Source organism: Nonomuraea deserti (assembly GCF_004348685.1).
Lineage (GTDB): Bacteria > Actinomycetota > Actinomycetes > Streptosporangiales > Streptosporangiaceae > Nonomuraea > Nonomuraea deserti.
Genome location: NZ_SMKO01000036.1, coordinates 1 through 25,833, shown reverse-complemented (window position 1 = coordinate 25,833; position 25,833 = coordinate 1). Strand labels below are relative to the sequence as shown.

General features: G+C 71.6%; 26 protein-coding genes. 10 read left to right on the top strand and 16 right to left on the bottom strand.

From position 1 onward, the window contains the following. Positions 1-58: 58 nt before the first annotated feature. Both E1292_RS16290 and E1292_RS16285 read right to left on the bottom strand, forming a co-directional pair. The gene (locus tag E1292_RS16290) at positions 59-916 is read right to left on the bottom strand and encodes a serine hydrolase (protein WP_132596058.1); all 858 of its coding nucleotides are present in this window, start codon (positions 914-916) and stop codon (positions 59-61) included. 58 nt (positions 917-974) lie between these two features. Then, the gene (locus tag E1292_RS16285; protein WP_132596057.1) at positions 975-1,904 is read right to left on the bottom strand and encodes a LysR family transcriptional regulator; all 930 of its coding nucleotides are present in this window, start codon (positions 1,902-1,904) and stop codon (positions 975-977) included. An 87-nt stretch (positions 1,905-1,991) separates the two neighbouring features. Between E1292_RS16285 and E1292_RS16280 the strand changes: the two genes are divergently transcribed. Continuing rightward, positions 1,992-3,611 (top strand): penicillin-binding transpeptidase domain-containing protein, encoded by a 1,620-nt coding sequence (locus E1292_RS16280; protein WP_132596056.1) that lies wholly within the window; start codon positions 1,992-1,994, stop codon positions 3,609-3,611. Positions 3,612-3,685: 74 nt separating this feature from the next. Here the strand turns inward: E1292_RS16280 and E1292_RS16275 are convergent, their stop codons facing one another. The 7 genes from E1292_RS16275 to E1292_RS16245 form a co-directional block, all read right to left on the bottom strand. Continuing rightward, positions 3,686-4,393: an HAD family hydrolase gene (locus E1292_RS16275; protein ID WP_132596055.1), complete on the bottom strand. Its 708-nt coding sequence runs from the start codon at positions 4,391-4,393 to the stop codon at positions 3,686-3,688. Positions 4,394-4,500: 107 nt separating this feature from the next. Then, the gene (locus tag E1292_RS16270; protein ID WP_132596054.1) at positions 4,501-5,127 is read right to left on the bottom strand and encodes an HAD family hydrolase; all 627 of its coding nucleotides are present in this window, start codon (positions 5,125-5,127) and stop codon (positions 4,501-4,503) included. Between the two features lie 87 nt (positions 5,128-5,214). Beyond that, positions 5,215-5,652, bottom strand: coding sequence for a DUF2690 domain-containing protein (locus E1292_RS16265; RefSeq protein WP_165974572.1), 438 nt, complete (start codon positions 5,650-5,652; stop codon positions 5,215-5,217). 118 nt (positions 5,653-5,770) lie between these two features. Next, positions 5,771-6,268, bottom strand: a complete 498-nt coding sequence (locus tag E1292_RS16260; RefSeq protein WP_132596052.1) for a DUF6912 family protein — start codon at positions 6,266-6,268, stop codon at positions 5,771-5,773. Positions 6,269-6,459: 191 nt separating this feature from the next. Beyond that, positions 6,460-7,113 carry an HAD family hydrolase gene (locus E1292_RS16255; protein ID WP_132596051.1) on the bottom strand — a complete coding sequence of 218 codons (654 nt, stop codon included), beginning with the start codon at positions 7,111-7,113 and terminating at the stop codon, positions 6,460-6,462. A 48-nt stretch (positions 7,114-7,161) separates the two neighbouring features. After that, positions 7,162-7,833 carry a response regulator gene (locus E1292_RS16250; RefSeq protein WP_132596050.1) on the bottom strand — a complete coding sequence of 224 codons (672 nt, stop codon included), beginning with the start codon at positions 7,831-7,833 and terminating at the stop codon, positions 7,162-7,164. Between the two features lie 37 nt (positions 7,834-7,870). Beyond that, complete coding sequence (locus E1292_RS16245) at positions 7,871-9,187, bottom strand: sensor histidine kinase (protein ID WP_220446868.1); 1,317 nt, start codon at positions 9,185-9,187, stop codon at positions 7,871-7,873. 219 nt (positions 9,188-9,406) lie between these two features. Between E1292_RS16245 and E1292_RS16240 the strand changes: the two genes are divergently transcribed. The 4 genes from E1292_RS16240 (at position 9,407) to E1292_RS52245 (ending at position 12,929) form a co-directional block, all read left to right on the top strand. Next, positions 9,407-10,324, top strand: coding sequence for an ABC transporter ATP-binding protein (locus tag E1292_RS16240; RefSeq protein WP_132596049.1), 918 nt, complete (start codon positions 9,407-9,409; stop codon positions 10,322-10,324). Continuing rightward, positions 10,321-11,895: a DUF1349 domain-containing protein gene (locus tag E1292_RS16235; RefSeq protein ID WP_132596048.1), complete on the top strand. Its 1,575-nt coding sequence runs from the start codon at positions 10,321-10,323 to the stop codon at positions 11,893-11,895. The genes E1292_RS16240 and E1292_RS16235 overlap by 4 nt, the downstream gene beginning before the upstream one ends. Continuing rightward, the gene (locus E1292_RS16230; protein WP_132596047.1) at positions 11,892-12,668 is read left to right on the top strand and encodes an ABC transporter permease; all 777 of its coding nucleotides are present in this window, start codon (positions 11,892-11,894) and stop codon (positions 12,666-12,668) included. Before E1292_RS16235 ends, E1292_RS16230 begins: the two co-directional genes overlap by 4 nt. Positions 12,669-12,767: 99 nt before the next feature. Beyond that, positions 12,768-12,929 (top strand): hypothetical protein, encoded by a 162-nt coding sequence (locus E1292_RS52245; RefSeq protein WP_132596046.1) that lies wholly within the window; start codon positions 12,768-12,770, stop codon positions 12,927-12,929. A gap of 2 nt (positions 12,930-12,931) precedes the next feature. Here E1292_RS52245 and nagZ read toward each other — a convergent pair whose 3' ends face one another. From nagZ to E1292_RS16195, 6 genes are all read right to left on the bottom strand, one after another. Beyond that, a complete protein-coding gene (gene nagZ / locus E1292_RS16220) occupies positions 12,932-14,233 on the bottom strand; it encodes a beta-N-acetylhexosaminidase (protein ID WP_132596045.1) in 1,302 nt (433 codons plus the stop codon). Between the two features lie 79 nt (positions 14,234-14,312). Beyond that, positions 14,313-15,980 carry a phosphoenolpyruvate--protein phosphotransferase gene (gene ptsP / locus E1292_RS16215; RefSeq protein WP_132596044.1) on the bottom strand — a complete coding sequence of 556 codons (1,668 nt, stop codon included), beginning with the start codon at positions 15,978-15,980 and terminating at the stop codon, positions 14,313-14,315. After that, positions 15,977-16,237 carry an HPr family phosphocarrier protein gene (locus tag E1292_RS16210; RefSeq protein WP_132596043.1) on the bottom strand — a complete coding sequence of 87 codons (261 nt, stop codon included), beginning with the start codon at positions 16,235-16,237 and terminating at the stop codon, positions 15,977-15,979. Before E1292_RS16210 ends, ptsP begins: the two co-directional genes overlap by 4 nt. Before the next feature lie 113 nt (positions 16,238-16,350). Then, positions 16,351-16,797 (bottom strand): PTS sugar transporter subunit IIA, encoded by a 447-nt coding sequence (locus tag E1292_RS16205; protein WP_132596042.1) that lies wholly within the window; start codon positions 16,795-16,797, stop codon positions 16,351-16,353. A gap of 10 nt (positions 16,798-16,807) precedes the next feature. Next, positions 16,808-17,044, bottom strand: coding sequence for a PTS sugar transporter subunit IIB (locus E1292_RS16200; protein WP_132596041.1), 237 nt, complete (start codon positions 17,042-17,044; stop codon positions 16,808-16,810). Between the two features lie 51 nt (positions 17,045-17,095). Then, the gene (locus E1292_RS16195; protein ID WP_132596040.1) at positions 17,096-18,130 is read right to left on the bottom strand and encodes an SIS domain-containing protein; all 1,035 of its coding nucleotides are present in this window, start codon (positions 18,128-18,130) and stop codon (positions 17,096-17,098) included. Between the two features lie 124 nt (positions 18,131-18,254). On the opposite strand from E1292_RS16195, the gene E1292_RS16190 reads away from it, so the two are divergent. The 4 genes from E1292_RS16190 to E1292_RS16175 all read left to right on the top strand — a co-directional run bounded on the left by E1292_RS16190 (position 18,255) and on the right by E1292_RS16175 (position 22,325). Further along, complete coding sequence (locus E1292_RS16190) at positions 18,255-18,980, top strand: GntR family transcriptional regulator (protein ID WP_132596039.1); 726 nt, start codon at positions 18,255-18,257, stop codon at positions 18,978-18,980. A 32-nt stretch (positions 18,981-19,012) separates the two neighbouring features. Next, on the top strand, positions 19,013-20,326 hold the full coding sequence (locus E1292_RS16185; RefSeq protein ID WP_132596038.1) for a PTS transporter subunit EIIC: 1,314 nt from the start codon (positions 19,013-19,015) through the stop codon (positions 20,324-20,326). Between the two features lie 81 nt (positions 20,327-20,407). Beyond that, complete coding sequence (locus tag E1292_RS16180; protein WP_132596037.1) at positions 20,408-21,667, top strand: PTS transporter subunit EIIC; 1,260 nt, start codon at positions 20,408-20,410, stop codon at positions 21,665-21,667. Positions 21,668-21,872: 205 nt separating this feature from the next. Beyond that, positions 21,873-22,325, top strand: coding sequence for an Rv3235 family protein (locus E1292_RS16175; RefSeq protein WP_165974571.1), 453 nt, complete (start codon positions 21,873-21,875; stop codon positions 22,323-22,325). Between the two features lie 182 nt (positions 22,326-22,507). On the opposite strand, the gene secA is transcribed toward E1292_RS16175, so the two are convergent. Next, complete coding sequence (secA, locus tag E1292_RS16170) at positions 22,508-25,297, bottom strand: preprotein translocase subunit SecA (protein WP_132596036.1); 2,790 nt, start codon at positions 25,295-25,297, stop codon at positions 22,508-22,510. Positions 25,298-25,520: 223 nt separating this feature from the next. Between secA and E1292_RS16165 the strand changes: the two genes are divergently transcribed. Further along, positions 25,521-25,781 carry an HGxxPAAW family protein gene (locus E1292_RS16165; RefSeq protein WP_132596035.1) on the top strand — a complete coding sequence of 87 codons (261 nt, stop codon included), beginning with the start codon at positions 25,521-25,523 and terminating at the stop codon, positions 25,779-25,781. Positions 25,782-25,833: the final 52 nt, after the last annotated feature.

Genomic DNA, 25,833 nt, shown 5'->3' with positions numbered 1-25,833 from the left:
GTGTCCCATCCTGTCGCTTGATCAACGGAAAGTCATACCCGGACTTCCCCACAAGTTGCTACCTCCGTAGGTGGTCCACCGCCATACGCGCGGCCGTGCCGATCACCGCGTCGGCGCGCGGCTGGTTGAGCGCGGTGCTGAAGGAGCGGGTGAACACGGCCACCGCGTAGCGCCTGCCGTCGGGATATTCGACGACACCCGACTCGGTGCGCAACGTCGGGGCCGTGCCGGTCTTGCCGCTCACGGCCACGTCGTCGTACGGGAAGCCGGAGGCCAGCCGGTGCGGCCAGACCTGCTTGTTGAGCGCCGCGCGCATCCAGGCGCACGACTCGGCCGAGGCCGCCTCGTCCCGCCAGATCAGCCCGAACAGCTCCGCCATCTCGCGCGGGGTGCTCTTGTTGGTGCGCTCGGGGTCGAGCGCGCTCAGGCGGGCGATGTCGTCGGGATCGAGGTACGGCCACGAGTGGCCGGTGTCCTCGCGCATGCTGTCGTTGAACTCCTGGCAACTCTGCAGGACGCGCGTGCCGTGCAGCCCCAGCGCCGCCAGCATCGTGTTGACCGCCTCGCGCCCGACCCTGGCCAGCAGCACGTCGGCGGAGCCGTTGTCGCTCACCGCGATCATCAGGTACGCCAGGTCGCGCAGCGAGAGCGTCACCTCGTCCAGCATCGCCGAGATGCCCGTCGGCCCCGACGACCGGCCGGCCGCCGGCACGGTCGTCCGGCCGGCGGGGTCGAGCAGCCCCGCGTCGGCCTGCCGGCAGAACTCCACCAGCAGCGGCACCTTGAACATCGACGCCGTGGGCAGCGGCACGTCGGACCCGTGACCGATCTCCCGCCCCGAGTCGACGTCGACGGCGTGCAACCAGCCGTTCACCCCGGCCGTCCTGAACAGGGCGTCGAAGTCGGGCGTGCTCATGCGCCCTCCTTCGCCTGCCGCATGCGCGCGTCGCGTCCGTGGGGGTCCGTGCGCCCGCTCATGCCAGCATCCCCGGCCTGCGGCTGATCCGCCGTGCGGGTACGGCGCCCTCGTCCGTCATCCCCGCTCTCTCCTTCAATGTCCGTACGGCCACGGCGGAGAAGTCGCCGATCAGGTCGTTGCCGGACGCCGTGGCCATGCGCCAGGCCGTGGAGACCCGGGACATGATCGGCGAGCCTAGCAGCGGCCGCCAGGCCAGCCCCGAGAGCTCCGCCTTCGGCCCGAACGCCACCGCCGCGCCGGCCAGAACCAGCCCGAGCCCGGCACCCTGGTGCACCTGCGCGGGGACGAAGCCGTGGCGCCGGCATTCCGACAGCACCTCGGCGTGCAGCCCCGGCTCGCCCTCCTTGGGCGGCATCAGCAACTCGCGTCCCGCCAGGTCGGCCAGGTGCACCTCGCCGACGGCGGCCAGCGGGTCACCCTCGGCCAGCAGCACGCCCTGCGCCTGCACGAGGATCCGGCCGTACTCCAGGCCGGGCGCGGAGACCGGATGGCGCACCAGGCCGACGTCGATCGTGCCCTCCGCCAGCGCCGTCACCTGGTCGGCGGTCCAGATCTCGGCGGGCGCGAGGCGTACTTCCGGCTTGATCTCGCGGAAACCGGCGACGAGCGCGGCGATCGCGGCGGCGGCCAGGTCGGGCGGGACGCCGACCTTGAGCACCGTGCCCTGGCCCTGCCTGGCCAGCTCGTGCAGCCGGTCCACCCTGGCCACGATCTCGCGGGCCTCGCCCAGCAGCAGCCTGCCCGCCTCGGTGAGCCTGACCTGGCGGGCCGAGCGGTCGAACAGCCGCACGCCGAGCTCCTCCTCCAGGCGCTTGATGCGCTGGCTGAGCGGCGGCTGCGCCATGCCGAGCCGGATCGCGGCGTTGCCGAAGTGGAGTTCCTCCGCGACCACGGTGAAGTAGCGGAGGTGCCGGACGAGGTCCATGAGCAGCAACCATATCCAGATTTATATCTTCAAGGCAGTCATATCAGTATTGGACACCTGCGCTCCCACTCTGGTGTCCTCTCCGTCATGGCACCACAAACGGGGACAAACTATGCCAACCTCCGGCCTGAACAGCCGCCGCGGCGGCGGAGGCGATGGCCGTGGATCGCGGCGGGCCTGCTCGTCCCGGTCGTGGCGGCGGGCGGCGTCATCTGGGCACTGCGTACGGAGGGCTCGCCGGAGCAGACGGCCGACGCATACCTCGCGGCCTGGTCCGGCCAGGACTACGCGGCGATGCGGGAGCTGGTCGTCGACCCGCCCGCCGACTTCGAGCGCCGGCACCGGCGGTTCCTCGCCGACCTCAAGGCGACCCGGGCCGGCTTCCACCGTCCCGAGCCGTCCGGCGTCTTCGCCCGCTCGGCCGCCGACGGCGACGGCGACGGCGTCGTCGGCTTCGTCGCCGAGCTGACCGGGGAACACGACTGGCGCTACAGCGGAGGGCTCAAGCTCGTCGAAAGCGGCCGCACCTGGAAAGTGGCCTGGACCCCCGCCGCCCTGCACCCCCTGCTGAAGGAGGGCCGCTCGCTGCGGGTCATCACGGAGCAGGGTGACCCGCCCCGGGTCGTGGCCGCCGACGGCACCACCATCAGCACCCCTGACGCCCCCGGCTCCGTGCAACAACTCGTCGAAGGGATCAAGCACACCTTTCCCGACCGTTTTACGACGCCACGACACTCCAGGATCGACCTGTACGAAGGGAACAAGGTCCTCCAGACGGTCGTGAAACCCGGAGCGAAGCGGCCGCTGCAGACCACGATCGACCTGAAGGTGCACCGGGCGGGGGCCCGGGCGCTCGAAGGCGTGTCCAAGCCCCGCTCGCTGGTGGCGCTGCGGGCCTCGACCGGGGAGATCCTGGCGGCGATCAACGCGCCCGGCGGGTTCAACCGGGCCCTGCTCGGCAAATATCCGCCTGGCTCGACCTTCAAGGTCGTGACGGCCTCCGCCCTGGTCGCCGACGGGACCGAGCCGGCCCAGAAGGTCGCCTGCCCCGCCGAGCGGAACATCGGCGGCTTCCCCTTCCACAACGCGGGCTACGAGGACTTCGGCACCCTGTCGTTCCGTGACGCGTTCGCGCATTCGTGCAACACCACGTTCGGCGAGCTCGCCGTGGCCGAGCTGAACGGCGGCCGGCTGGGTGAGGTCGCCGAGAGCTTCGGCTTCGGCGTCCCGATCACCCCCGGCGTGCCCGCCGTACGGGCGGAGTTCCCCGACCCGAAGGACGACACCGACCTCGCCTCCGCCGCCATCGGGCAGGGCAGGGTGCTGGCGAGCCCGCTGAACATGGCGTCCGTCGCCGCGGCCATCGCCTCCGGCGCGTACATCCCGCCCAGGCTCGTCAAGGAGGAGCACATCCCCGACGCGCGGCCGTCCCAGCCGCGCCCGCTGGAGAGAGGGGTGGTGGCGGCGCTGCGCAAGCTCATGCCCGCCGTCGTCACCGACGGCACCGCGCACGCGGTACGGTTCCCGGCCGGCACGGCGGGCAAGACCGGCACCGCGGAGTACGGCTCCGGCAAGGAACCGCCCGCGCACTCCTGGTTCATCGGCTACAAGGGCGACCTGGCGTTCGCGGTGGTCGTCGAGGGCGGCGGCGCGGGCTCCGCGGTGGCGGCGCCGATCGCGGCCCGCTTCCTCGACGCCCTGCCCTGACCCCGCCCGCGGTGGAGGCCAGCCGGCATCGCGGCCGAGAACGACGCCAGCCGGCATCGCGGTCGAGAGGGAGGTCAGCCGGCTTTGCGGTCGAGGGGGGACGTGAGGCCGGCGACCGCGGCCACCACCTCCGAGGCGTTGGACAGGTCGGGCAGCACCATGTCGGCGCCCGCCTCGCGGAGCTCGGCCGCCATCGACCGCCCGGAGGCGACCCCGATCATGGCCGCACCGCCGATCTTGGCGGCCTGCACGTCACGCGTGGAGTCGCCGATCACCACGGTGTTGGCCGCGGTGAACGGCGCCCCGAGGCGCTGCTTGGCCCGCGACTGCGCGACCTGCAGCAGCGTCGCCTTGGGATAGACCTCCTCGCCGTAGCCGCCGAGCTCGAAGTCGATGTACTTGTCCAGCTTGAACGCCTTGAGCTTGTGCACGGCGTTGCTCTTGATCGTGCCGGTCAGGACCGTCTGCACCACGCCGTCGAGCTTGGACACCGACTTGAGCGCGTCTTTCGCCCCGGGCATCATCCGGCCTTCCGCAACCAGCCGCCCGCGCCGGTCGGCGAAGGCCATGGCCAGTGCCGCGAGGAACTTGGGCAGGTGGGCGTCCTCGGCCTGGACGCCGTTGACGGCCAGCGTCTCGAAGACGATCTCGGAGTCGGGGCGGCCCAGCGGGGGAACGAGCTTGACCAGCGGTCGCCCGGTCACGAGGCGGAACGCCTCGGCGTAGGCGTCCCTGGTCACGATGGCGACGTCGACCAGGGTCAGGTCGACGTTCCAGAGCACAAGGCGGTTGATGGCGGCCTCCTGAGGGGGATGATCCCTGCCAGGGTACGGCCGCCACCGGGCTCAAAGCCCGCGCCTGGGCGAAACTCGCATGGCCCGAGCGCCGTCTACGCGTGGTCGAGGGCGTCGGCGAGGGTGTCGACCACCGGCAGACCGGTGCTTTCGAGCTCGGCCCTGGTCGTCATGCCGCCGGTGTAGAGCACCGCCCTGGCTCCCACGTGCTTGGCGGCGAGCCCGTCGTCCACGCTGTCGCCGATCACCAGGATGTCGCTCGGATCGACGCCGAGTGCCGCGATGTGCGCGGTCATGTGGGCCGCCTTCTCGCCGCCGGTCAGCCCGTGCAGCCCGTCGATCCTGGTGAAGTGCCGGGTGATGCCGAACGAGTCGACCTTGGGCACCAGATGGGTGTGGGGCGCCATCGAGCAGAGCGACTGCGTGCCCGTCCAGCTGGAGAGCACGAGCTCGGCACCGGCGGCGAGCCGGCAGCTGTCGCACAGCCGGTAGTAGTGCTGGTGGAATCCTTCGTCGAGCAACTGCCACTCGCCCTCGGTCAGCGGGCGGCCGAGCAGGCGCTCGTAGGCGAGCCAGACGGGGCGGGTGTAGACCGCGCGGAATCCGTCGGCGGTCATCGCGGGCAGGTCGTACGGCTTGAAGACTTCGTTGGTGGCTTCGACCACGGCGTCGAGATCGTGGAAGAGGGTGCCGTTCCAATCCCAAACAATGTGCTTTGTCATGTCATGACCAGCATAGTGGGCCGACGTGACATTCCACGGAACGCGCGAAGGCCGCGGCCGGACGGCCACGGCCTTCGCCGGCGTGCCTCAGCCGCAGGCCTTGGCGGTGGTGCCGGAGCCGTTCTGGCCGCCCCGGCCGCCGCCCCACTGCGCGGTGGCGCTGCCCCAGGCGCACATGTTGTTGGCCCAGACCATGTCGCCCCAGTGGCGGCCCCCGTTGCCGGCCTTGTAGGAGAAGGTGTCGTAACGCCCGTCCTGCGCGTAGACCTTGATGGAGCCGCTCATGGTGGAGCCGACCTTGATCTCGGTCCAGTTGGTCTTGCACTTGCCGGACCACATCAGCTTGATGGTCCCGATGGTGCCGTTGGCACGGCTCTTGATCTTCGCGGTCTTCACCGCGCGGGCCGAGTTACCGCAGCCCGACTTGTAGGGGTCCTTGTGGTCGTACGGCTTGGCAGCCTGGGCGTTCGCGGGAGAGCCTGCGAAGAGGGCCGCCGCCGCCACTGCCCCCGTAACGACAGCCACAACTCGAAGCTTCACTGAGAACCGACTCCTTTGGGTAAAGAACAGTGCTGGGTCGGGACACTAGCGAGTAAAGTCACGGGGCGGTCAAGGAAGTGTGACGGACGTAACGTCACCGTTACTAAGCGAGAAGTTCGGGGATCTCCTGGGTCGCGTACCACATGAGCTCGTGGGCCTCGGCGCCGTCCACGGTGAACCTCGCGTCGTCGTCGCCCGCGTCGGAGGCCGGCAGCGCGGCGATCGCGGCCTCGATGTCGGCCACCGCGTCGTGGTCGTCGACGTGCACGGCGGCCACCTTGGCCAGCGGGACCGGCCCGGCGAGGCGCACCCTGCCCCGCTCCTCGAGATCGACGCCGGCGGACACCTCGCGGTCCGGCACCTCGGCCGCCACCACGACGCGCCTGGGCGCGGCCTTGCCGCCGGCGGCGGCCAGCATGCGCAGCGAGGCGCGGGCCGCCTCGGTGAGCGCGACATATTCGAGCTCCTCGGTGTCGCCCGAGGCGTACCACTCGGTCAGCGCGGGGGTCACCGCGTAGCCGGTCAACGGGGCCGGGCCCACCTCTCCCGCCTCGACCGCCGCGGCCAGGGCAGGGAGAGTGCACGGCAGATAGACGCGCATGACGTACCTTTCCACGCTTCGCCAGGGCTCGGCCATCGGGAAACCCGAGCCACCAGACCGACACCTTACTGACGATCGCCCTGCTCATCAGCCCGCCGCCCTGCCACGGTGCCCGCCCCGGGGCGTGGCGGCGGCGCGTTCGGCGGATTTCTCATCAGCGCCGATGCCGCCTGGTCGCAGCCTGTTTGACGTCAGACCCGGCGCAGCGTGAGACGGAGGAGGGACTCGAGCTCCGTGATGGTCGACTCCGCGTCGCGGTGATGGATGCCGGCGATGCCGAGAGCGCGGGCGGCCAGGATGTTGGCCTCGATGTCGTCGATGAACACGCACTCCTCGCCGGGGAGCCCGATCTGGCCGAGGGCGTGGTGGAAGATGCGCGGCTCGGGCTTGCGCATGCCGACCTCGCCGGAGATCACGACCGCGTCGAAGAGGTCGTCCCAGTCGTCGCGGGCATACGTGTTCGCCCAGGAGTTGGAGAGCAAACACGTTTTAACACCATTTTTCCGCACATCGCGGAGCACGTCGTACATCGCTTCGACCCGCTCGAACCCCGCGAACATGCGATCCAGCAGCCCCTCCGCCACCGGCGGCACCCCGTCGAGCGTGAGCAGCCGGGCCGCGAGATCGCGCTCGAAGGCGGGGCCGTCGAGCTCGCCGCGTTCGAGCGCGTGGACCGTGCTCTCCCCCGCGCCTTCGCCGTAGGCGTGATCGACCATCTCGCGCATCACGACGTAGTAATGGTCGGCGTCTATCCGGTCCTCGCGGATCCACCTGCCGATGGAGTCGGACAGGCTCGTCGTGAGCACCCCACCCCAGTCGATCAGCACACCCGTGACCACGGCCACCTCCAGGCTCGAACGTCGTTCCAGAGTAAGGCGTCCCCCGTCCCGTGCTCACGCCCGGCCGCGCGGCACCACCAGCCCCGTCTCGTACGCGGCGACCACCGCCTGGGTCCTGTCACGCAGGCCGAGCTTGTTCAGCACGCGGCTGACGTGCGTCTTCACCGTCTCCTCCGTGACCAGGAGCCGTCCCGCGATCTCCGGATTGGACAACCCCTCCGCGACCAGCCTCAGCACCTGCGTCTCGCGCGGGGTGAGCCTGGCCAGCTCCGCCACGGGAGCGTCGCCCCTCGGGCCCTGCCGGGCGAACTCGCTGATCAGGCGCCGGGTGACCGCCGGGGCCAGCAGAGCCTCGCCCGCGGCGATGACGCGCACGGCGTCGAACAGCCGCTCGGCGGTGACGTCCTTGAGCAGGAAGCCGCTGGCCCCGGCGCGCAGCGCGTCGTAGACGTACTCGTCGAGGTCGAACGTCGTCAGGATGAGCACCCGCGGCCCGCCCGGCCCCGCGAGCAGCCGGGTGGCCTCGATACCGCTCATGCCGGGCATGCGCACGTCCATGAGCACCACGTCGGGCGACCGTTCGCGGCACACCCGCACCGCCTCGGCGCCGTCGGCGGCGGTGCCGGCGACCTCGAAGTCCGGCTGGGTGTCGAGCAACTCGGCGAACCCGGTGCGCACCACCAGATGATCGTCGGCGATGACGACACGGACCTTGGGGGCACTCATCCGCTCGGTCGTTCCTTTCCTGGGAGGCGGGCGACGCTCACCCGGTGGTGCCGTCCTTGAGGGGGAGGCGGGCCTCGACGAGGAAGCCGCCACCGGGCGCGGGGCCGGTGCGCAACTCGCCGCCGACGGCCGCGGCACGCTCGCGCATGCCCGCCAGGCCGTGACCGCCCTGCCCACCGCCCTGCTCGCCGCGCTGCTCGCCGTCCTGCCCGCCGGGCTGCTCGCCGCCGGGCGGGCCCGGCCCGTTGTCGCGGACGCGCAGCCGCACGACCTCGTCACCGTAGTCGAGCTCCACGTCCACGGCCGCGCCCGGGGCGTGCCGCCGCACGTTCGTGAGAGCCTCCTGGACGATCCGGTACGCGGCCAGTTCCACCCCCGGATCGAGCTCCACCGGAGTGCCGCGCAGGACGAGCCGGGTGACCGTGCCCGACGCCTCCCGCGACGCGTCGAGCAGTTCGTTCAGCTCGTGCAGGCGCAGGCCCGGCTGAGGCCGCCAGACCGGCTCCGCCTCCGCGTCCTCGCGCAGCACGCCGAGCAACCGCCGCATCTCGGTCAGCGCCGCCCTGGCGGTGTCGCCGATCGCCAGCAGCCGCTCCGCACCGGCGTCGGGCATCCCGGGGACGGCGAGCCGGGCCGTCTCCGCCTGCACGGCGACCATGGAGATGTGGTGGGCGACCACGTCGTGCAGCTCGCGGGCGATGCGGGCGCGCTCGCCCCTGGCCGCGTGCTCCAGCAGGCTCTCCGACATGACCTGCCGGGCCGCCGTGTCGGCCATCGCCCGGCGGCGGGCCCGCCGCGCCACCCCGGCCGCCGCGGCCACCGGCGCCAGGAAGGCCATGAACAGCGCGAGCACGCCCGGCTCGCCGCCCGTACGTCCGGCGAGCACCAGCGCCACGACCGGCAGCGGGAAGACCGCCGCCGCGAGCACGACCTGGACCGGCGTACCGTGGCGTCCCGCCCGGCAGGCGGCGATCACCTGCGTGACCGCGCCCGCCACGGTGAACGTGTCGAAGGCCACGATCGACAGCGCGCTCGCCGCTCCGCCGAGCACCGCCGCAGCGAACGGCTGCCCCCACAACAGCGGCAGCGGGAGTGTGGTGGCCAGCGCGAGCAGCGGCAGCACGATGACCTTGGCCGGGTCCGGCACCCAGGTCTCGGCGCCAGGCACCCCCGGACCGGCCGGGTCCGCGGCCGGCGGGGCATCGACAAGGGAGCCCGAGGGCCCGTCCGGGGTGCCCGCGGGGCCGTCCAAGGTGCCCGCGGGCACGCTCACCGTGTCGCCCATCATCGGCTGCGTCGACGAGAACGCCAGCGACTCGGCCACGCCGAGCAGCGCCAGCAGCACACCGGTCACCAGAGGCGCGTACGGTGCCGGCGCAGCGCACGCGGCAGGGATCCGGCGCACCCACGCCACCCACCTGCCGCCCGCTCGCCTCACGCAAGCCATTGTCACCGCCCCGCGCCCCGCCGCCATCCCTCGTACGAGGGACGGGCCGTAGCGGGCGTCAGGGACGGCGGAGATGGCTCCCTCGCGTGACGACCGGCACGGGGTCCGCTGCCTAGTCTGCCTGGCGTGGAAGCAACCATCGAAGTCTCCGGGCTGCGCAAGCGGTTCGGCGCGACCCAGGCTCTGGACGGGATGTCGTTCACCGTACGGCCGGGCCAGGTCACCGGGTTCGTCGGCCCCAACGGGGCGGGCAAGTCCACCACGATGCGGGTGGTACTCGGCTTGGACGCCGCCGACGAGGGCAGCGCGCTGGTCGGCGGGCGGCCGTACCGGAGCCTGCGCACCCCCTTGCGGCACGTCGGCGCGCTGCTGGACGCCGGCGCGCTGCAACCGAGCCGCACCGCGCGCGACCACTTGTTGTGGCTGGCCCGCTCCCAGGGGCTGGGCGCCGGGCGGACCGACGCGCTGCTGGAGCGGGTCGGGCTGGCCGCCGCGGCGAAACGCCGCGCGGGCGGGTTCTCGCTGGGCATGCGCCAGCGGCTGGGGATCGCCGCGGCGCTGCTGGGCGACCCGCCGATGCTCATGCTGGACGAGCCGTTCAACGGCCTCGACCCCGAGGGCATCGTGTGGATCCGTGGTCTCCTGCGGTCGCTGGCCGCCGAGGGACGGGCCGTGCTGGTGTCCAGCCACCTGATGAGCGAGCTGCAGGACACCGCCGGCCACCTCGTGGTGGCCGGCCGGGGCCGGGTGGTCGCGGACACCAGCGTGGCCGACCTGATCGAGGCCGCGTCCGGCGGCCAGGTCACGGTGCGCACGACGGCACGGGAGCCCGCGATGTCGGCGCTGGCCGGAGCGGGCGCCACGGTGACCGTCACCGGACGTGACATGCTCACCGTCGCCGGTATGGCCGCCGAGCATGTCGTACGGCTGCTCGGCGACCGGTCCGTGCCGTTCTCCGAGGTGAGCGCCCACCGGGCGACGCTGGAGGAGGCGTACCTCGACCTGACCAGGGACGCCGTCGACTTCCGGGGAGCGGCGCGATGACCGCCGTCACCCCCTACCGCTCGGACCTGCGAGCCGGGCGGGACGGGTTCTGGCAGCTCGTACGCGCGGAGTGGACCAAGTTCCGCACCGTTCACGGCTGGGTGGCCGGCGTGGCGACCGGGGCGCTGCTCGTCGTGGGCCTCGGGTTGTCGTTCGCCGCGGGCAGCCACTCCTCCTGCAGCAAGGGGCCGGTGGAGGTGCCGTGTCCCGTCCCCCCGCTGGGCCCGGGCGGGCAGGCCGTGGAGGACCGGTTCTTCTTCGTCCACCAGCCGCTGGACGGCGACGGCGTCATCACCGCGCGCGTCACCTCCATGACCGGCCTGATCCGCAAGCCCGACGCCACCCCCGGCGTCAGGAACGTGGTCGCCGGGGTCGTGCCCTGGGCCAAGGCCGGCATCATGATCAAGGAGAGCACGGAGCAGGGCGCCTCCTACGCGGCCGTGATGGTCACCGGGAGCCACGGCGTGCGCATGCAGCACGACTTCACCGAGGACGTGGCCGGCCGTCCCGGCGGCGTCTCGCCGCGGTCCCCGCGCTGGCTGCGGCTGACCCGTACGGGTGACACGATCACCGGCGAGGAGTCCCCCGACGGCAGGCGGTGGACCCGGGTCGGCACCGCCCGCCTGGAAGGGCTGCCGGCCAGGGCCCGCATCGGGCTGTTCGTCGCCTCCCCCGGTGATCTGACGATCTCGCCGAACGCCGCCGGCGGGTCCATCGCGGCGTCCCGCTTCGCGGAGGCCACCGCCGTCGTCGACCGGGTCAGCGTGCGCGGCGCAGGAACCGGCGGCACGTGGAAGAGCGACGACATCGGCGTCACGACGGAAGTCGACGGCGTGACGCCTCATCACCCGGGCAGGCTGGAGCGCTCCGGCGGCACGTTCGCCGTCACCGGCGTCGGGGACGTCGCGCCCCTCACGGGCGAGAGCACCGTCGAGCGCACGCTGACCGGCGCGATGGCGGGGCTGATCGCGGTGATCGTCGTGGGCGTGCTGTTCGTGACCGCCGAGTACCGGCGGCGGCTGATCCACACCACGATGCTGGCCAGCCCGCGCCGGGGCCGGGTGCTGGCGGCCAAGGCCGTGGTGATCGGCTCGGTGACGTTCCTCGCCGGGCTGTCGGCCGCCGGCGTCACGCTGCCGGCCGGGCGGCGCATCCTGCGCGGCAACGGCGTCTTCACCCAGCCGGTGCCCCTGCTCACCGAGCTGCGCGTGATCGCGGGCGTCGCCGCGCTGCTGGCCGTGGCCGCCGTCCTCGGCCTCGCGCTCGGCGCGCTGTTCCGGCGCAGCGCGACGGCGGTCGTCGTGGCCGTCGCGGCCACCCTCGTCCCGTACGTCCTCGCGATCATGTCCTTCCTGCCGGAGAGCGTGTCGGAGTGGCTGCTGCGGATCACCCCCGCGGCCGGGTTCGCGATCCAGCAGAGCGTGCCCGAATATCCGCAGGTGCTCGCCCACTACGCGCCGGTGGCCGGCTACTACCCGCTGGCGCCGTGGGCCGGCTTCGCCGTCCTGTGCGGCTACACCGCCGCCGCCCTCGCCCTGGCCGCCTACCGGCTGCGCGGGAGGGACGTATGAGGTACGCCGTGTACGCCGAGTGGACGAAGCTGCGCACCATGCCGGGGCCCGGGTGGCTGCTGGCCGGGACGGTCGTGCTGACGGTGGCGCTGAGCGCCGTGGCGGCTTCTTCCGTGACGTGCGCGTCGGCGGGCTGCGGCCACGACGCCGCCAGGATCGGCCTGCAGGGCGTCCAGCTCGGCCAGGCGACGGTGGCGCTGCTGGCCGTGCTGATGGTGTGCGGGGAGTACGGCACCGGCATGATCCGCACCAGCCTGGTCGCGATGCCGCGCCGCACCGCCGTCCTGGCCGCCAAGGCCGCCGTGCTCACCGGCCTGACGCTGGCCGCGGGGACCGCCGCCGTGCTCGGGTCGGTGCTGGCCGGGCGGCTGCTGCTCCCCGGCAGCGGCTTCACCCCGGCCCACGGCTACCCGCCGCTGTCGCCGGCCGACGGCCCGACGCTGCGCGCCGCCGCCGGATCCGTGCTCTATCTGGCGCTGATCGCCCTGCTCAGCCTGGGCGTCGCCACCGCCGTACGGGACTCCGCCGCGGCCACGGGCACCGTGCTGGGCCTGCTCTACCTGTTGCCGCTCGCCGTACGGATGGTCGCCGACGAGGAGGCGCAGCGGTTGCTCTGGCAGCTGTCGCCGGCCAGCGCCGGGCTCGCCGTCCAGGCCACCACCGACGCCGCCGTCCTGCCGCTCGGCCCGTGGGCGGGGCTCGGCGTGCTCGCCGCGTGGGCGTCCGCGGCGCTCCTGGCCGGCGGGCTGCTGCTGCGGCGGCGCGACGCCTGAACGCGGGATTGGGACCGGACGGAACCACCCAAAAATGCCGGAAATTTCGGTCGTTGAGGTGATTTCCCAGCGCTAGGACGCTACCCAGAAAGGACCGCCGTGCGGACGACGATCCTGATCACCTCCAGCGGCCCGAATCCCTCCCCGGCCAATGGCAGGCCCCTGACCACGTTCGAGATGTTCATCCAGTTTCTGCAGGCATTCCTGTTCGCCATCCTGGCCGCGATGTTCATCGCCAGCGGGCTACGCGGCTCGCACTAGCGTCAGCCGCGAGAGACACGGGCGGCCAGCTTGCGGTGCTCCGCGGAGCGCAGCACGCGGGCCGCCTCCGCGGCGGAGGCGACGGGGGCCTCGGCCAGCAGCCCCTTCGACTGCTTGAGCGTGAGCAGCCTGGTGACCGACTGGTCGAGGCGCTGCTTCGAGATGCGGCCCGACCTCACCGCCGCCAGCACCGCCCGGTGGGCTTCAGGCAGGTCGTTGGGCATGAGCAGCAGGTCGGCGCCGGCCAGCACGGCACGCACCGCCACCTCGCCGTCGTCGTACTTCGTGCGCGCCCCGCCCATGTTGAGCGCGTCGGTGGAGATCACGCCCTTGAAGCCCAGCTTCTCCCGCAGCAGGCCGGTCAGGATGGGCTTGGACAGCGTCGCCGGGTCTCCCGACGGGTCGAGCTTGGGGAAGACGATGTGGGCGCTCATCACGGCGTCCACGCCCGCGGCGATCGCGGCCTTGAACGGCGGCGCGTCGATCCGCTCCCACTCGGCCTTGGTGTGCTTGATCACGGGCAGCCCGCTGTGGCTGTCGACGGCCGTGTCGCCGTGGCCGGGGAAGTGTTTGACCGTGGCGGCGATCTTCGCGTCGTCGAAGCCCTTGACCGCGGCCGAGACCATCTTGGCCACCTTCTGCGGGTCGTCGCCGAAGGCCCGCCTGCCGATCACGGGGTTCGCCGGGTTGACGTTGACGTCGGCGACGGGGGCGAAGTCGAGGTTGACGCCGAGCGCCCGCAGCTCCCGGCCCGTGGCCGCGGCCACGGCCCGCGACAGCGACAGGTCCTTCTTCGCGCCGATCTCGCCCGCGCCGGGGAAGTCGGTCATGAGCGCCGACATCCTCGCCACCAGGCCGTTCTCCTGGTCGGTGGCCACCAGGAGGGGGACGCCCTCGGCCGCGCGCTGCATGCCGTTGGTGAGGCCGACGACCTGGCGGGCGCTCCTGACGTTCTGCGGGAAGAGGATCACGCCGCCCAGGTGATATTTCCTGATCACCTGGGCCGGGGTCTTGGCGCCGTAGCGGGCTTGGTTCTCCCCCGACGCCGAGGAGGCGGAGGTGCCGTAGAGGACGGGCATGAACAGCTGGCCCACCTTCTCCGCGACGCTCATCCCGGCCAGCGCGCTCTCGACGGGGTCGGGCTTGTCCGGCGTCTGGGGCGGGCGCTGCGGGGTGGACCGCGTGGGTGGTGCCGCCTTACCCCCTGGCGGCGTCGTGCCCGCCGGACCGCCGCCACCGGCGCACGCGGCGAGCGCGACCGTCAGGAAACCTGCCGTTGCCAGATGTCGAGGGGAGTGAGGCATGCCTCCTAAGGTATCCGTGCGACGACCCGATCGGACCCCACGCGCACGCCTGAGCCACAGGGCCCCCGGCGGGCCTCCGTCAGAGCCCCAGCCTGCCGAGTTCCGGAAGGTGCACGCGGGCCGCCGCACGCGCGGCGCCCGCCGTCGTCTGCTCCCGCGCCGCCTCGGCCGCGAACGTGCACTGCTGCAGGGTGTGCGCGGCCAGCCCGGCGCGTACGGCGGGCAGCGCCCCGGCCCCCATCGACAGCGTCGCCGCCCCGAGGCCGACGAGCACGCACGCCAGCGCCGGATCGGCGGCCGACTCCCCGCAGATGCCGCACGGCTTGCCCACGCCGTTGGCGGCGTGCGCGGCCATGGCGACCAGGTCGAGCAGCGCGGGCTGCCACGGGTCCTGGAGCGCGCTCACGGCCCCGAGCTGGCGGTCGGCGGCGTAGGCGTACTGGGACAGGTCGTTGGTCCCGACCGAGACGAAGTCCACGGGCGCGAGCAGGTCTTTGGCCCGCAGCGCGGCGGACGGGATCTCGATCATGACGCCCACGCCGCGCAGCCCCTTGGCCCGGCACCGCTGCGCGAACCACCGGCTCTCCTCTGCCGTGGCCACCATGGGCGCCATCACCATGAGGTCGTCGGTCGCGACCTCGGCCAGCGCGCCGAGCTGCGCCTCCATCACCTCGGGGAACTTGCGGAACGCGCGCAGGCCCCGCTCACCCAGCGCCGGGTTCGGCTCGGCGGCGGAGGGCAGGAACGCCAGCGGTTTGTCCGCGCCGCTGTCGAGCGTCCTGACGACGACCTTGCCGCCGGGGAACGCCTCCAGCGCGGCCCGGTAGGCGCGCCGCTGCTCCTCGGCGGACGGCGCCTCGGCGCGGTCGAGGAAGAGGAACTCGGTCCGGTAGAGCCCGATGCCCTCGGCCCCGGCCTCCCGGGCGGCGGCCAGGTCGGCCGGGCTGCCGATGTTCGCGAGCAGCGGAACGAGGTGGCCGTCGGCGGTCCGGCCGGGGCCCTCCGCCTCGGACACCGCGGCCTGCCTGACCGTCGCGGCGCCGACGGCCTCGGCCACGTCGGACTCGGCCGGCTCCAGGCGCACCTCGCCCGAAGCGCCGTCGGCCATCACCCGCACGCCCTGCCGGATGGTGGTCGCGCCAGGGCAGGCCACGACGGCGGGCACGCCCATCGCCCTGGCGATGATCGCTGTGTGGCTGGTGGGGCCGCCCTCCTCGGTGACGAACGCGGCGACGTCGCCCCTGGACAGCAGCGCGGTGTCGGCGGGCGCGAGGTCCCGGGCGACCAGCACGTACGGCTCCGCCGGCGCGGCCGGCAACCCCGGCATCGCGTGCCCGTAGAGGAGCGCGACCACGCGGTCCCTGATGTCGTTGAGGTCGGCGGCCCGCTCTCCCAGGTATCCGCCGGAGCCGGCCAGCACGTCCCGATATTTCGTGAAAGCTTCGTAGACCGCCCTGGGCGCGGCCAGCCCGCGGTCAATCAGTGAGCGCACCTTCACGACCAGGCCGGGGTCCTCGGCCATCAGCGCCTGAGCCTTGAGGATCTCCTCGGCCTCGCCGCCCGCCTGGTTGCCGCGGGCCTCCAACTCGCCCGCGACCCGGGTGAGCGCGGCCATCGCGCGCTCCTTCTCCTGCTCCGCCTCACCGGTGTAGGTGGCGCCCTCGGGGGGTTCGGGCACGGAGGCGGTCAGTACGTACGCGGGGCCGTGCCCGATGCCCGGGCTGACCCCCACCCCCCGCAGATTCATGGCTTACCGGCGATCTCTGCCAGCTCGTCGAGCACCTCTTCGGAGCCCTCGCCCTCCGCGGAGATCACGACGGTCTCGCCCTGGCGGACGTCGAGCCCCATGATCGCGAGAATGCTCTTGCCGTTGACGGGGTCACCGCCGTGGGCCTTCGCCACCGCGATGTCCATCGGAGCCTGTTTGGCCCGCTGCACGAACGTCGCCGCGGGCCGGGCGTGCAGCCCCACCTCCGCCGCTACGGTGACCTTGCGCTCACCCATCTGCTTCTTCCTCCTTCTGCGCTGGTCCGGACCAGCCGGGCCCGGGATCGAACGGCGCCTGCCGATCGGGGTCGCATCGGCGGCATGCCTATTGTGACGCCTTGGCAGCGGGTCTATTCCCATCTGAACAGCTCGTCCCCCGCATGCACCCTGCCCTGCGCCACCCCGGTCACCGCATCGGAGAGCGCGTCCAACGCGACCACCGGGCAGACCGGCGAGCGGCCGCCCGCCTCGACGGTCGACGGGTCCCACGCCACCACCGCCTGACCGGCGCGCACCCTGTCGCCCTCGGTCGCCAGCAGCCGGAACCCCTCGCCCTTGAGCTGGACCGTGTCGATGCCCAGATGCACCAGCACACCCTTGCCGTCGTCCCCCACGATGACGTACGCATGCGGGTGCAGCTTCATGATTTTTCCCGCTATGGGAGCAACGGCCTTCCCCGGCCCCCTCAGCGGGTCGATCGCCGTTCCCGGCCCCACCATGCCCGCGGAGAACACCGGATCGGGCACCGCGGCCAACCCCACGGCCGCCCCCTCGACCGGGGCGAGAACAGTCGTCATGGTCTCGCCCTTAGCCGATGATGTCCTCGATGTCGCTGGCGATCGTGTCCGCCTCCGGCCCGACGACGACCTGGACCACGTTGCCCGCGGCCATCACGCCGTGCGCGCCCGCCGCCTTGAGCGCCGCCTGATCGACCAGGGACGCGTCGCGCACCTCCGTGCGCAACCGGGTGATGCAGGGCTCTATCTCGATGATGTTGCCGGCACCGCCGAGCGCCGCGATGATCGCGTTGACGTCAGCCGCCATCCGGTCCTCCCTCGCACTAACACTCTGACCAGGCTAGACGACGCTGTGTGATCAGTCCGTCTGAGTGACCTTGTTGAGGCCGCGCGGCGCGTCGGGGTCGATGCCGAGCCTGCGGGCGAGCGCCTCGGTGAGCAGCTGCCCCGGCACGATCAGGCCCATGGGCGCGACCCACTCGGGCAGGTCGGGACCGTTGAGAGCGGCCGTGCCCGCCCGCGCGAGCGCCACGCCGCCCCCGATCGTGTACGCCGCCGCCCCCGCGGCCACCACCCGCTCGGCCAGCGCGACCGTTCCGGACAGGGTCGGGCTGTTCTCGGAGGCGACCAGCAGCGCGGGGGTGTCGGCGTCGACCACGGCGATGGGCCCGTGCAGCAGGTCGGCGTACGACAGGCCCATGGCGTGCAGGTAGCAGGCCTCCTTGAGCTTCAGCGCGGTCTCCAGCGCCGTGGAGAACGCCAGCCCGCGCCCTGACACCACCACGCCCGGCTTGTCCACCAACCCCTCGACCAGGGCGTCGAGGTCACCGGGTGCGGCGATGAGCTTCTCCACGGCCTCGGGCACCCGCAGCAGCTCCGTCACGTCCACGTCGGCGCCCAGCCCCAGCGCCAGCACGGCCAGCGCGGCGAGCTGCGTGGTGTAGGTCTTGGTCGCCGGCACGGCCTCCTCCTCGCCGGCCACCGTGCAGAGGGCCACGTCGGCGGCCTGGGCCAGCGGGCTGTCCGCGCCGCCGTTGGTGATGCCGACCGTCCTGGCCCCGCAGTCCTTCGCCCAGGCCAGCGTCTCGACGATCTCCTCCGTGCGCCCCGACTGCGAGATGGCCACGGCCAGCACGCCGTCGAGGTCGAGCCGGCGCTTGTACGTCGTCGCGATCGACGGCGCGGCCAGCGCCGACAGGCGGCCCGCGTGCGACTCGACGAGGTAGCGCCCGTACACCGCCGCGTTGTCAGACGTGCCACGAGCGATGAACAACAGCTGCCTGGCGTGCTCGCCCACCGCGCGCACCTCGTCGACCCTCGGGAGCAGGGAGTCCAGCGTGGCCCGCAGCGCGGCCGGCTGCTCGGCGATCTCGCGGCGCATCTTCGTGGTCATCTCGGGCTCATCCCTCAAATCCGTAGGGCTTAGACTTGACCGTCTTTTGCGACATGTGGTCTAGTCCGGACTAGACCAGTACGAACCATAACTCATTGCCCTGGTCAGTTCGAGAGGAGGATCCGTGGCGCATATCGATCCGGACAGCCCGGTGCCCAAATACTTCCAGCTTCGCGAGATCCTGCTGGACCTCATCGACAGCGACGAGCTCAGCATCGGCGCCGCCATCCCTTCCGAGCGCGAGCTCTGCCAGCGCTTCGGCCTGTCCAGAATGACCGTACGGCAGGCGGTCGACCACCTCGTCTCCGAGGGGCGCCTGCACCGCGTCCCCGGCAAGGGCACGTTCGTGGCCCGGCCCAAGATCGAGCTGGCGCTGCAGCTGACCTCGTTCACCGACGACATGAGGGCCCGCGGCATGATCCCCGGCTCCCGCGACCTCGACAGGAGGATCGTGCGCGCCAGCGCCCACCTGGCCAAGGAGCTGGGCATCCAGCCGGGCGAGGAGGTGCACTTCATCGAGCGCCTGCGCACGGCCGACGGGGAGCCGCTGTCCATCGAGCGGGCGCACATCCCGGTCAAGCTCGCCCCCGGTCTTGCGGACCAGGACTTGTCCGACAAATCGCTGTATGAGCTGCTGGAGGGCCGCTACGGTCTCGTCATGGACGCCGGCGAGCTCACCATCGACGGCGGCATCGCCGACCCGAGCGACGCCGACCTGCTGAAGCTGCCGCGCGGCGGCGCCGTGCTGCTGCTCCAGCGCAGGTCGTTCGCCGGTGGCGTCTGCGCGGAGCTGGGCGTGTCCACCTACCGCGCCGACCGCTACCAGCTGCGCACCATACTCGAGCCCTGAGGGGTCGGCTCCCACCCCCGGAGGAACGTCCGGTGAACGAGACCACCGCCGCCCGGCCTTCGCCGGGCGCTCGCGTGATGACCGTGCTCCAGCGGCTGGGCCGCTCCCTGATGCTGCCCATCGCCGCCCTGCCCGCGGCGGCCCTGCTGCTCCGCGTCGGCCAGCCCGACATGCTCGGCTCGAACGGCGCCCAGCCCGGCGGCCTGGCGGACGTGGCGGGATTCGCCTGGGTGGAACGGGTGGCCGAGGTGCTGGCCGCGGCCGGCGGCGCGCTGCTGGAGAACCTGCCCCTGCTGTTCGCCGTGGGCGTGGCCATCGGCTTCGCCCGCAAGTCCGACGGCAGCACGGCGCTCTCCGCCATGGTCGGCTACCTGGTCTTCGACCGGGTGACGAAGGTGATGTTCTTCGGCTCCGGCATCCGCGACACCGTCGCGATCAAGGAGGTCCAGGACCAGGGCGTGGTCGAGATCATCGACTACGGCATGCAGAACCCCACCCAGGTCCTGGGCGGCATCGTCATGGGCCTGGTCGCGGCCCTGCTCTGGCAGCGTTTCCACCGCATCAAGCTGCCGCCGTGGCTGGCGTTCTTCGGCGGGCGCAGGTTCGTACCGATCATCACCGCGATCGTGGCGCTGCTCATCGGCGTGCTCTTCGGATGGCTCTGGCCGGTGCTCGGCGAGTGGATCCGGCAGGCCGGCGAGGCCCTGACCGCGATCGGCCCGATCGGCACCGGCATCTACGGGCTGATCAACCGCCTGCTCATCCCGCTGGGCCTGCACCACTTCGCCAACTCCGTCGTCTGGCACGTGGTGCCGCAGTGCGACGTGGGCGGCCAGGTGCTGGGCGGCGACTGGAACTGCTATTTCGGCGGCGCACCGCGAGCGGGCCAGTTCATGGCCGGCTTCTTCCCCATCATGATGTTCGCCCTGCCCGCCGCCGCCCTGGCCATGTGGCGCGCGGCGCCGCCGCACCGGCGGGCCAGCGTGGGCGGCATCATGCTGTCGGCGGCGCTGGCGTCGTTCGTCACCGGCATCACGGAGCCGATCGAGTTCGCCTTCATCTTCGTGGCGCCGCTGCTCCTGGTGGTGCACGCGATCCTGACCGGCCTGGCCATGGCGCTGACCACGCTGATCGGCGGTCAGCTGGGCTTCGGCTTCTCCGCGGGCCTGCTCGACATGCTGCTGAACGCCAGCAAGTCCAACACCGAGAACCTACCCGGCATCCTCGCGCTGGGCGTCGTCTACGGCGTGCTCTACTACGTCGTCTTCACGTTCCTGATCCGCAAGCTCAAGATCATGACACCCGGCCGGGAACCCGAGCCGGACGTCGACTCGGGCGAGACCTAGCGACGGTTCCCCGCGATCCGCCGCGGGGTAGGTAGTCCGGCGACCCCCGCGAGCGGAGCACGATGTGGGGGGACCACCGTCATGAGCCCTGGCTGGTCGTCGGTGTTCGGCGGGCTGCAGCGCGTGGGGCGCTCGCTCATGATGCCCATCGCGGTGCTCCCCGCCGCGGGCCTGCTCCTCCGCTTCGGCCAGGACGACCTGCTCGGCGCCGACGGCCTGGGCGGCGTCCTGCCCTGGCTCCTCCCGGTGGCCCGCGTGCTCGCGGCGGCGGGCGGCGCCCTCTTCGACAACCTGCCGCTGCTGTTCGCCGTGGGCGTGGCCATCGGCTTCGCCCGCAAGTCCGACGGCAGCACCGCGCTCGCCGCCGTCGTCGGTTACCTGGTCTTCGACCGGGTGACCAAGACCCTCTTCTTCGACGCCGGCCAGGGCGCCGTCCACGACAAGGTGACGGTGCTGCTCCGCGACGGCACCCCCGCACTCGACCTCGGAGCGCAGAACCCGACCGGCGTCCTCGGCGGCATCCTCATCGGCATCACCGCCGCCCTGCTCTGGCAGCGCTTCCACCGCCTCAAACCGCCCTCGTGGCTGGCCTTCTTCGGCGGGCGCCGCTCCGTACCCATCATCACCGCGGTCGCCGCACTCCTCCTCGGCGTCGTCCTCGGCCTGCTGTGGCGGCCGATCGGCGACTGGCTGGCGCAGGCGGGCGACTGGCTGTCCGCCCACGGCACGGTCGGCACGGGCATCTACGGTGTGGCCAACCGCCTGCTCATCCCCCTGGGCCTGCACCACGTGCTCAACACCATCGTCTGGTTCACCCTGCCCGAGTGCCGCGCGGGCGTGAACGGCGCGACCAGGGACGCGGCAGGTGACCTCAACTGCTATTTCGCCGGCGAGCAGGGCGCCGGCATCTTCATGACCGGGTTCTTCCCCGTCATGATGTTCGGCCTCCTGGGCGCCGCCCTGGCCATGTGGCGGACCGCCGACCCCGCCCGCCGCCAGGCCGTCGGCGGCATCATGCTCTCCGCCGGCCTGACCGCCTTCGTCACCGGCATCACCGAGCCCCTGGAGTTCGCCTTCATCTTCGTGGCGCCGGTCCTGTTCGGCGTGCACGCGCTCCTGACCGGCCTGTCGATGGCCCTGATGGCCGAGCTGGGGGCGCGCCTCGGGTTCACCTTCTCCGGCGGCGCCATCGACATGCTGCTGAACGCCGGCAAGTCCAACACGCACGAGCTGGGGCTGATCGTCGGGTTCGGGCTGGCGTACCTGGTGCTCTATTACGTGCTGTTCACCGTACTGATCCGCGCGCTGAACCTCCCCACGCCCGGCCGCGAACCCGCCTGAGTTCAGGACGGCCGATGCGTACGCCGCTCCGCGCCCGAAACGGCGCGCAGCCCTCGAAGAGGGGGATCCAGCTCCGGAGGACCTTCTACTCACAGCGGGACGAAAAGCGGCCCCAGCTGGGGGAAGCTGGTGGCCGCTGTATTCCTGGGCCGGGCCGAAAACTCCTTATGACGTTTGTTTCCCCGCCTGAGCACTTGGAGGATGCGTGTCCGCAGCACCCCGCATCGGCATCACCCCCGCCCCCGAGCCGCCCTACGACGACGCCCGGCGCAGGGCGGGCGGCGCGGCGTCCCAGACCCACGGAGCCCTGGCCCTGGACGCGCGCCCCCTGGTGTGGGGAGCACCTGGCGCGGCCCCCGACGAGCGCAGGCTGCGCCATCTCGGGCAGGCCCTGGCGGAGGTGCTCACCGGCCGCCGCCCGCCCGAGACGCTGGCCGGCCGGCTCACCGACCGGGCCTACCGGGATCTGGTCAGGGCCGGGCGGATGATCGCGGCCAGCCGCCCTCCGTTCGCCGGGCGGCCGCACGTGACCGAACCCAGGGATGGCGCCCTGGAGATGTGCGTGGTGGTGCACTGCGGCGAGCGCGACCACGTACTCGCCGCCCGCCTGGAACGGCGCGGCCACCAGTGGCTCTGCACCGACTTCGAGACCGCCTGACCGGCCGAAGCCGCCATCCCAGCGAACCGGCACCCGGAACGGCGCGAGCCCGCCGGGCCCCCGAAGGGAAGCGGGTTCACCGGGGCGCCGTGAGCGGGGCTGGCCGGGCAGCCGGAAAGGCGCGGGTCCGTACAGAGCAGAAGACCCCCACCCCGGAGAGGTGAGGGTCTTCGCAGGAAACGTCAGGCGGCGTTCTTCGGGTCGCCGTGGCAGCGCTTGTACTTCTTGCCCGACCCGCACGGGCAGGGCGCGTTGCGCTCCACGTTGCCGTAGGCGGCCCGCTCGGCGGAGGTCGTGCGCACCCTGGTGTGCTCGACGTCGCCCTGCTCGCCGGGCGCCGAGTATTCGAGCTCGGCCGGCCGCTCGGGACCCCGCAGCCCGCGCGCGATGATCGAGCGGGTCTCCGCCAGCGCGGCGTCCTCCTCCGCGACGATCGGATTCTCCTGAACCTCGACCTCGAGGTTGAACAGGAAGCCGACGGAGTCCTCCTTGATGCCCTCGAGCATCGCGGTGAACATCTCGTAGCCCTCGCGCTGGTATTCGATCTGCGGGTCCTTCTGCGCGTAGGCCCGCATGCCGATGCCCTCGCGCAGGTAGTCCATCTCGTAGAGGTGCTCGCGCCACTTGCGGTCGAGCACCGAGAGGATCACGCGGCGTTCGAGGTCACGCGTGGTCTCGGGGCCGAACTCCTCCTCGCGCCTGGCGTAGGCGGCCAGCGCGTCGGCCTTCATCCGCTCGCTGATCAGCTCGGCGGTCACCTCCTCGCGGGAGCCGGCCTCCTCGATGACGTTTTCGATCGTGACCTGGACCGGGTAGAGCTCGCCGAACGCCTTCCACAGCTTCTCGAGGTCCCACTCCTCCGCGAAGCCCTCGGCCGTGGCGCCCTGGACGTAGCCGTCGATGACGTCGCCGATGAAGCCGCGCACCTGCTCGTGCAGGTCGGCGCCCTCCAGCACGCGGAGGCGCTCGGCGTAGATGACCTTGCGCTGGCGGTTCATCACCTCGTCATATTTCAGAACTTCCTTGCGGATCTCGAAGTTCTGCTGCTCGACCTGGTGCTGGGCGGAGGCGATCGCCTTGGAGACGATGTTGGACTCGATCGGCTGGTCGTCGGGGATCTGCAGCCTCGTCATGATCATCTCGACCCTGGCCGAGTTGAACAGGCGCATGAGGTCGTCGCCGAGCGACAGGTAGAACCGCGACTCGCCGGGGTCGCCCTGGCGGCCGGAGCGCCCGCGCAGCTGGTTGTCGATGCGCCGCGACTCGTGCCGCTCGGTGCCCAGGACGTAGAGGCCGCCGAGCTTGGTGACCTCGTCGTGCTCGGCCTTGACCGCCGCCTTGGCCTTCTCCAGCGCCTCGGGGTAGGCCTTCTCGTATTCCTCCGGCGTCTCGACCGGGTCGAGCCCGCGCTGGCGCAGCTCGAGGTCGGCGCGGAACTCGGGGTTGCCGCCGAGCTGGATGTCGGTGCCTCGACCCGCCATGTTGGTGGCGACGGTGACGGCGCCCTTGCGGCCCGCCTCAGCGATGATCGACGCCTCACGCGCGTGGTTCTTCGCGTTGAGCACCTCGTGCTGCACGCCGCGCCGCTTGAGCGCCTTGGACAGCCGCTCGGACTTCTCCACCGAGGTCGTGCCGACGAGGACCGGCTGCCCGGCTTCGTAGCGCTCCTTGATGTCCTCGACCACCGCGTTGAACTTGGAGTCCTCGGTCTTGTAGACCACGTCGGCCTGGTCCTTGCGGATCATCGGCCGGTTGGTCGGGATCGGGACCACGTTGAGCTTGTAGGTCTTGTTGAACTCGTTGGCCTCGGTGACGGCCGTGCCGGTCATGCCGGCCAGCTTGTCGTAGAGGCGGAAGTAGTTCTGCAGGGTGACCGTGGCGAGCGTCTGGTTCTCGTCCTTGACCTTCACGCTCTCCTTGGCCTCGATGGCCTGGTGCATGCCCTCGTTGTAGCGGCGGCCGTGCAGGATGCGGCCGGTGAACTCGTCGACGATCAGCACCTCGCCGTCGGCGACGATGTAGTCCTTGTCCTTCTTGAACAGCTCTTTGGCCTTGAGCGCGTTGTTCAGGAAGCCGACGAGGTGGGTGTGCTCCGGCTTGTAGAGGTTGTCGATGCCGAGCCAGTCCTCGACCTTCTCGACGCCGGACTCCAGGATGCCGACCGTGCGCTTCTTCTCGTCGACGACGTAGTCGCCGGTGCTCTCCTCGCCGGGGTTCTTCGCCTCGACGCCCCTGCGCAGGCGGGGCACGATCTTGGCGAACTCGTTGTACCACTTGCCCGACTGCTCGCCCGGACCCGAGATGATCAGCGGCGTGCGGGCCTCGTCGATCAGGATCGAGTCGACCTCGTCGACGACCGCGTAGTAGTGGCCGCGCTGCACGCACTCGTCGAGCGACCAGGCCATGTTGTCGCGGAGGTAGTCGAAGCCGAACTCGTTGTTGGTGCCGTAGGTGATGTCGGCTTCGTACTGCCTGCGACGCTCGTCGGGCTGCTGGCCCGAGACGATGCAGCCGACCTCGAGGCCGAGGAAGCGATGGATGCGCCCCATGTTCTCGGCGTCGCGCTTGGCGAGGTAGTCGTTGACCGTGACGACGTGCACACCCCGGCCGGTCAGCGCGTTGAGATAGGTCGGCAGGGTGCAGGTAAGAGTCTTGCCCTCACCGGTCTTCATCTCGGAGATGTTGCCCATGTGAAGGTTGGCGCCGCCCATGATCTGCACGTCGAAGGGCCGCTGGCCGAGCACGCGTTTGGCCGCCTCACGCACGGTCGCGAACGCTTCTGGGAGCAGGTCGTCGAGGCTCTCGCCTTCGGCGTGGCGCTTGCGGAACTCGTCCGTCATCGCCCGCAACTCCGCGTCGGACATGCCTATGAAATCGTCCTCAATGGAGTTGACCTGGTCTGCGTACCGCTTCAGCTTGCGTAGGATCTTGCCTTCGCCGGCACGTAGGATCTTGTCGAGAATGGCTGCCACTTTATGTAAAGCTCCTCGCAGGTCTACCCCGGCGGCGCCGCCAGGAGGAGAGGCCGAGACAAACTTCCCCGTTGCCATGGTAGGCGGTTCCGCAAGCAGACACAGCCACCGTGCCGACGAGGGCGCGAGACTGGTCTGGGAGAATGGGCTCAAGGCAGAGGATATGCCGGTTGAGAGCCGGCTCGCACCAATAGCGCGATAACCGGCAAAGGAAGGATTTGTCATGGTTGAGGGGAAGAAGTCGGAGCAAACCGAGAATCTCGGCAGCCACGGCGGGCGCGCATCTTCGTGGCTGGCGGTGACCGTGATGCTGGTGGGCACCGTGGTGGCCGGCTTCGGGCTGACCGCCGGTAACTGGACGCTCGTCTGGATCGGTGCCGGTGTGTTCGTCGTGGGCGGCATCCTCGCTCTCGTCTTCGACATCTTCACCGACGTCGTGATCGACGCTCCGCGCGTGGGCATGCGTGCGGAAGACCACCGCTGACGTACGCTCCGCACGGCGGGCGCCCACCCAACGGGTCGCCCGCCGTTTCCAT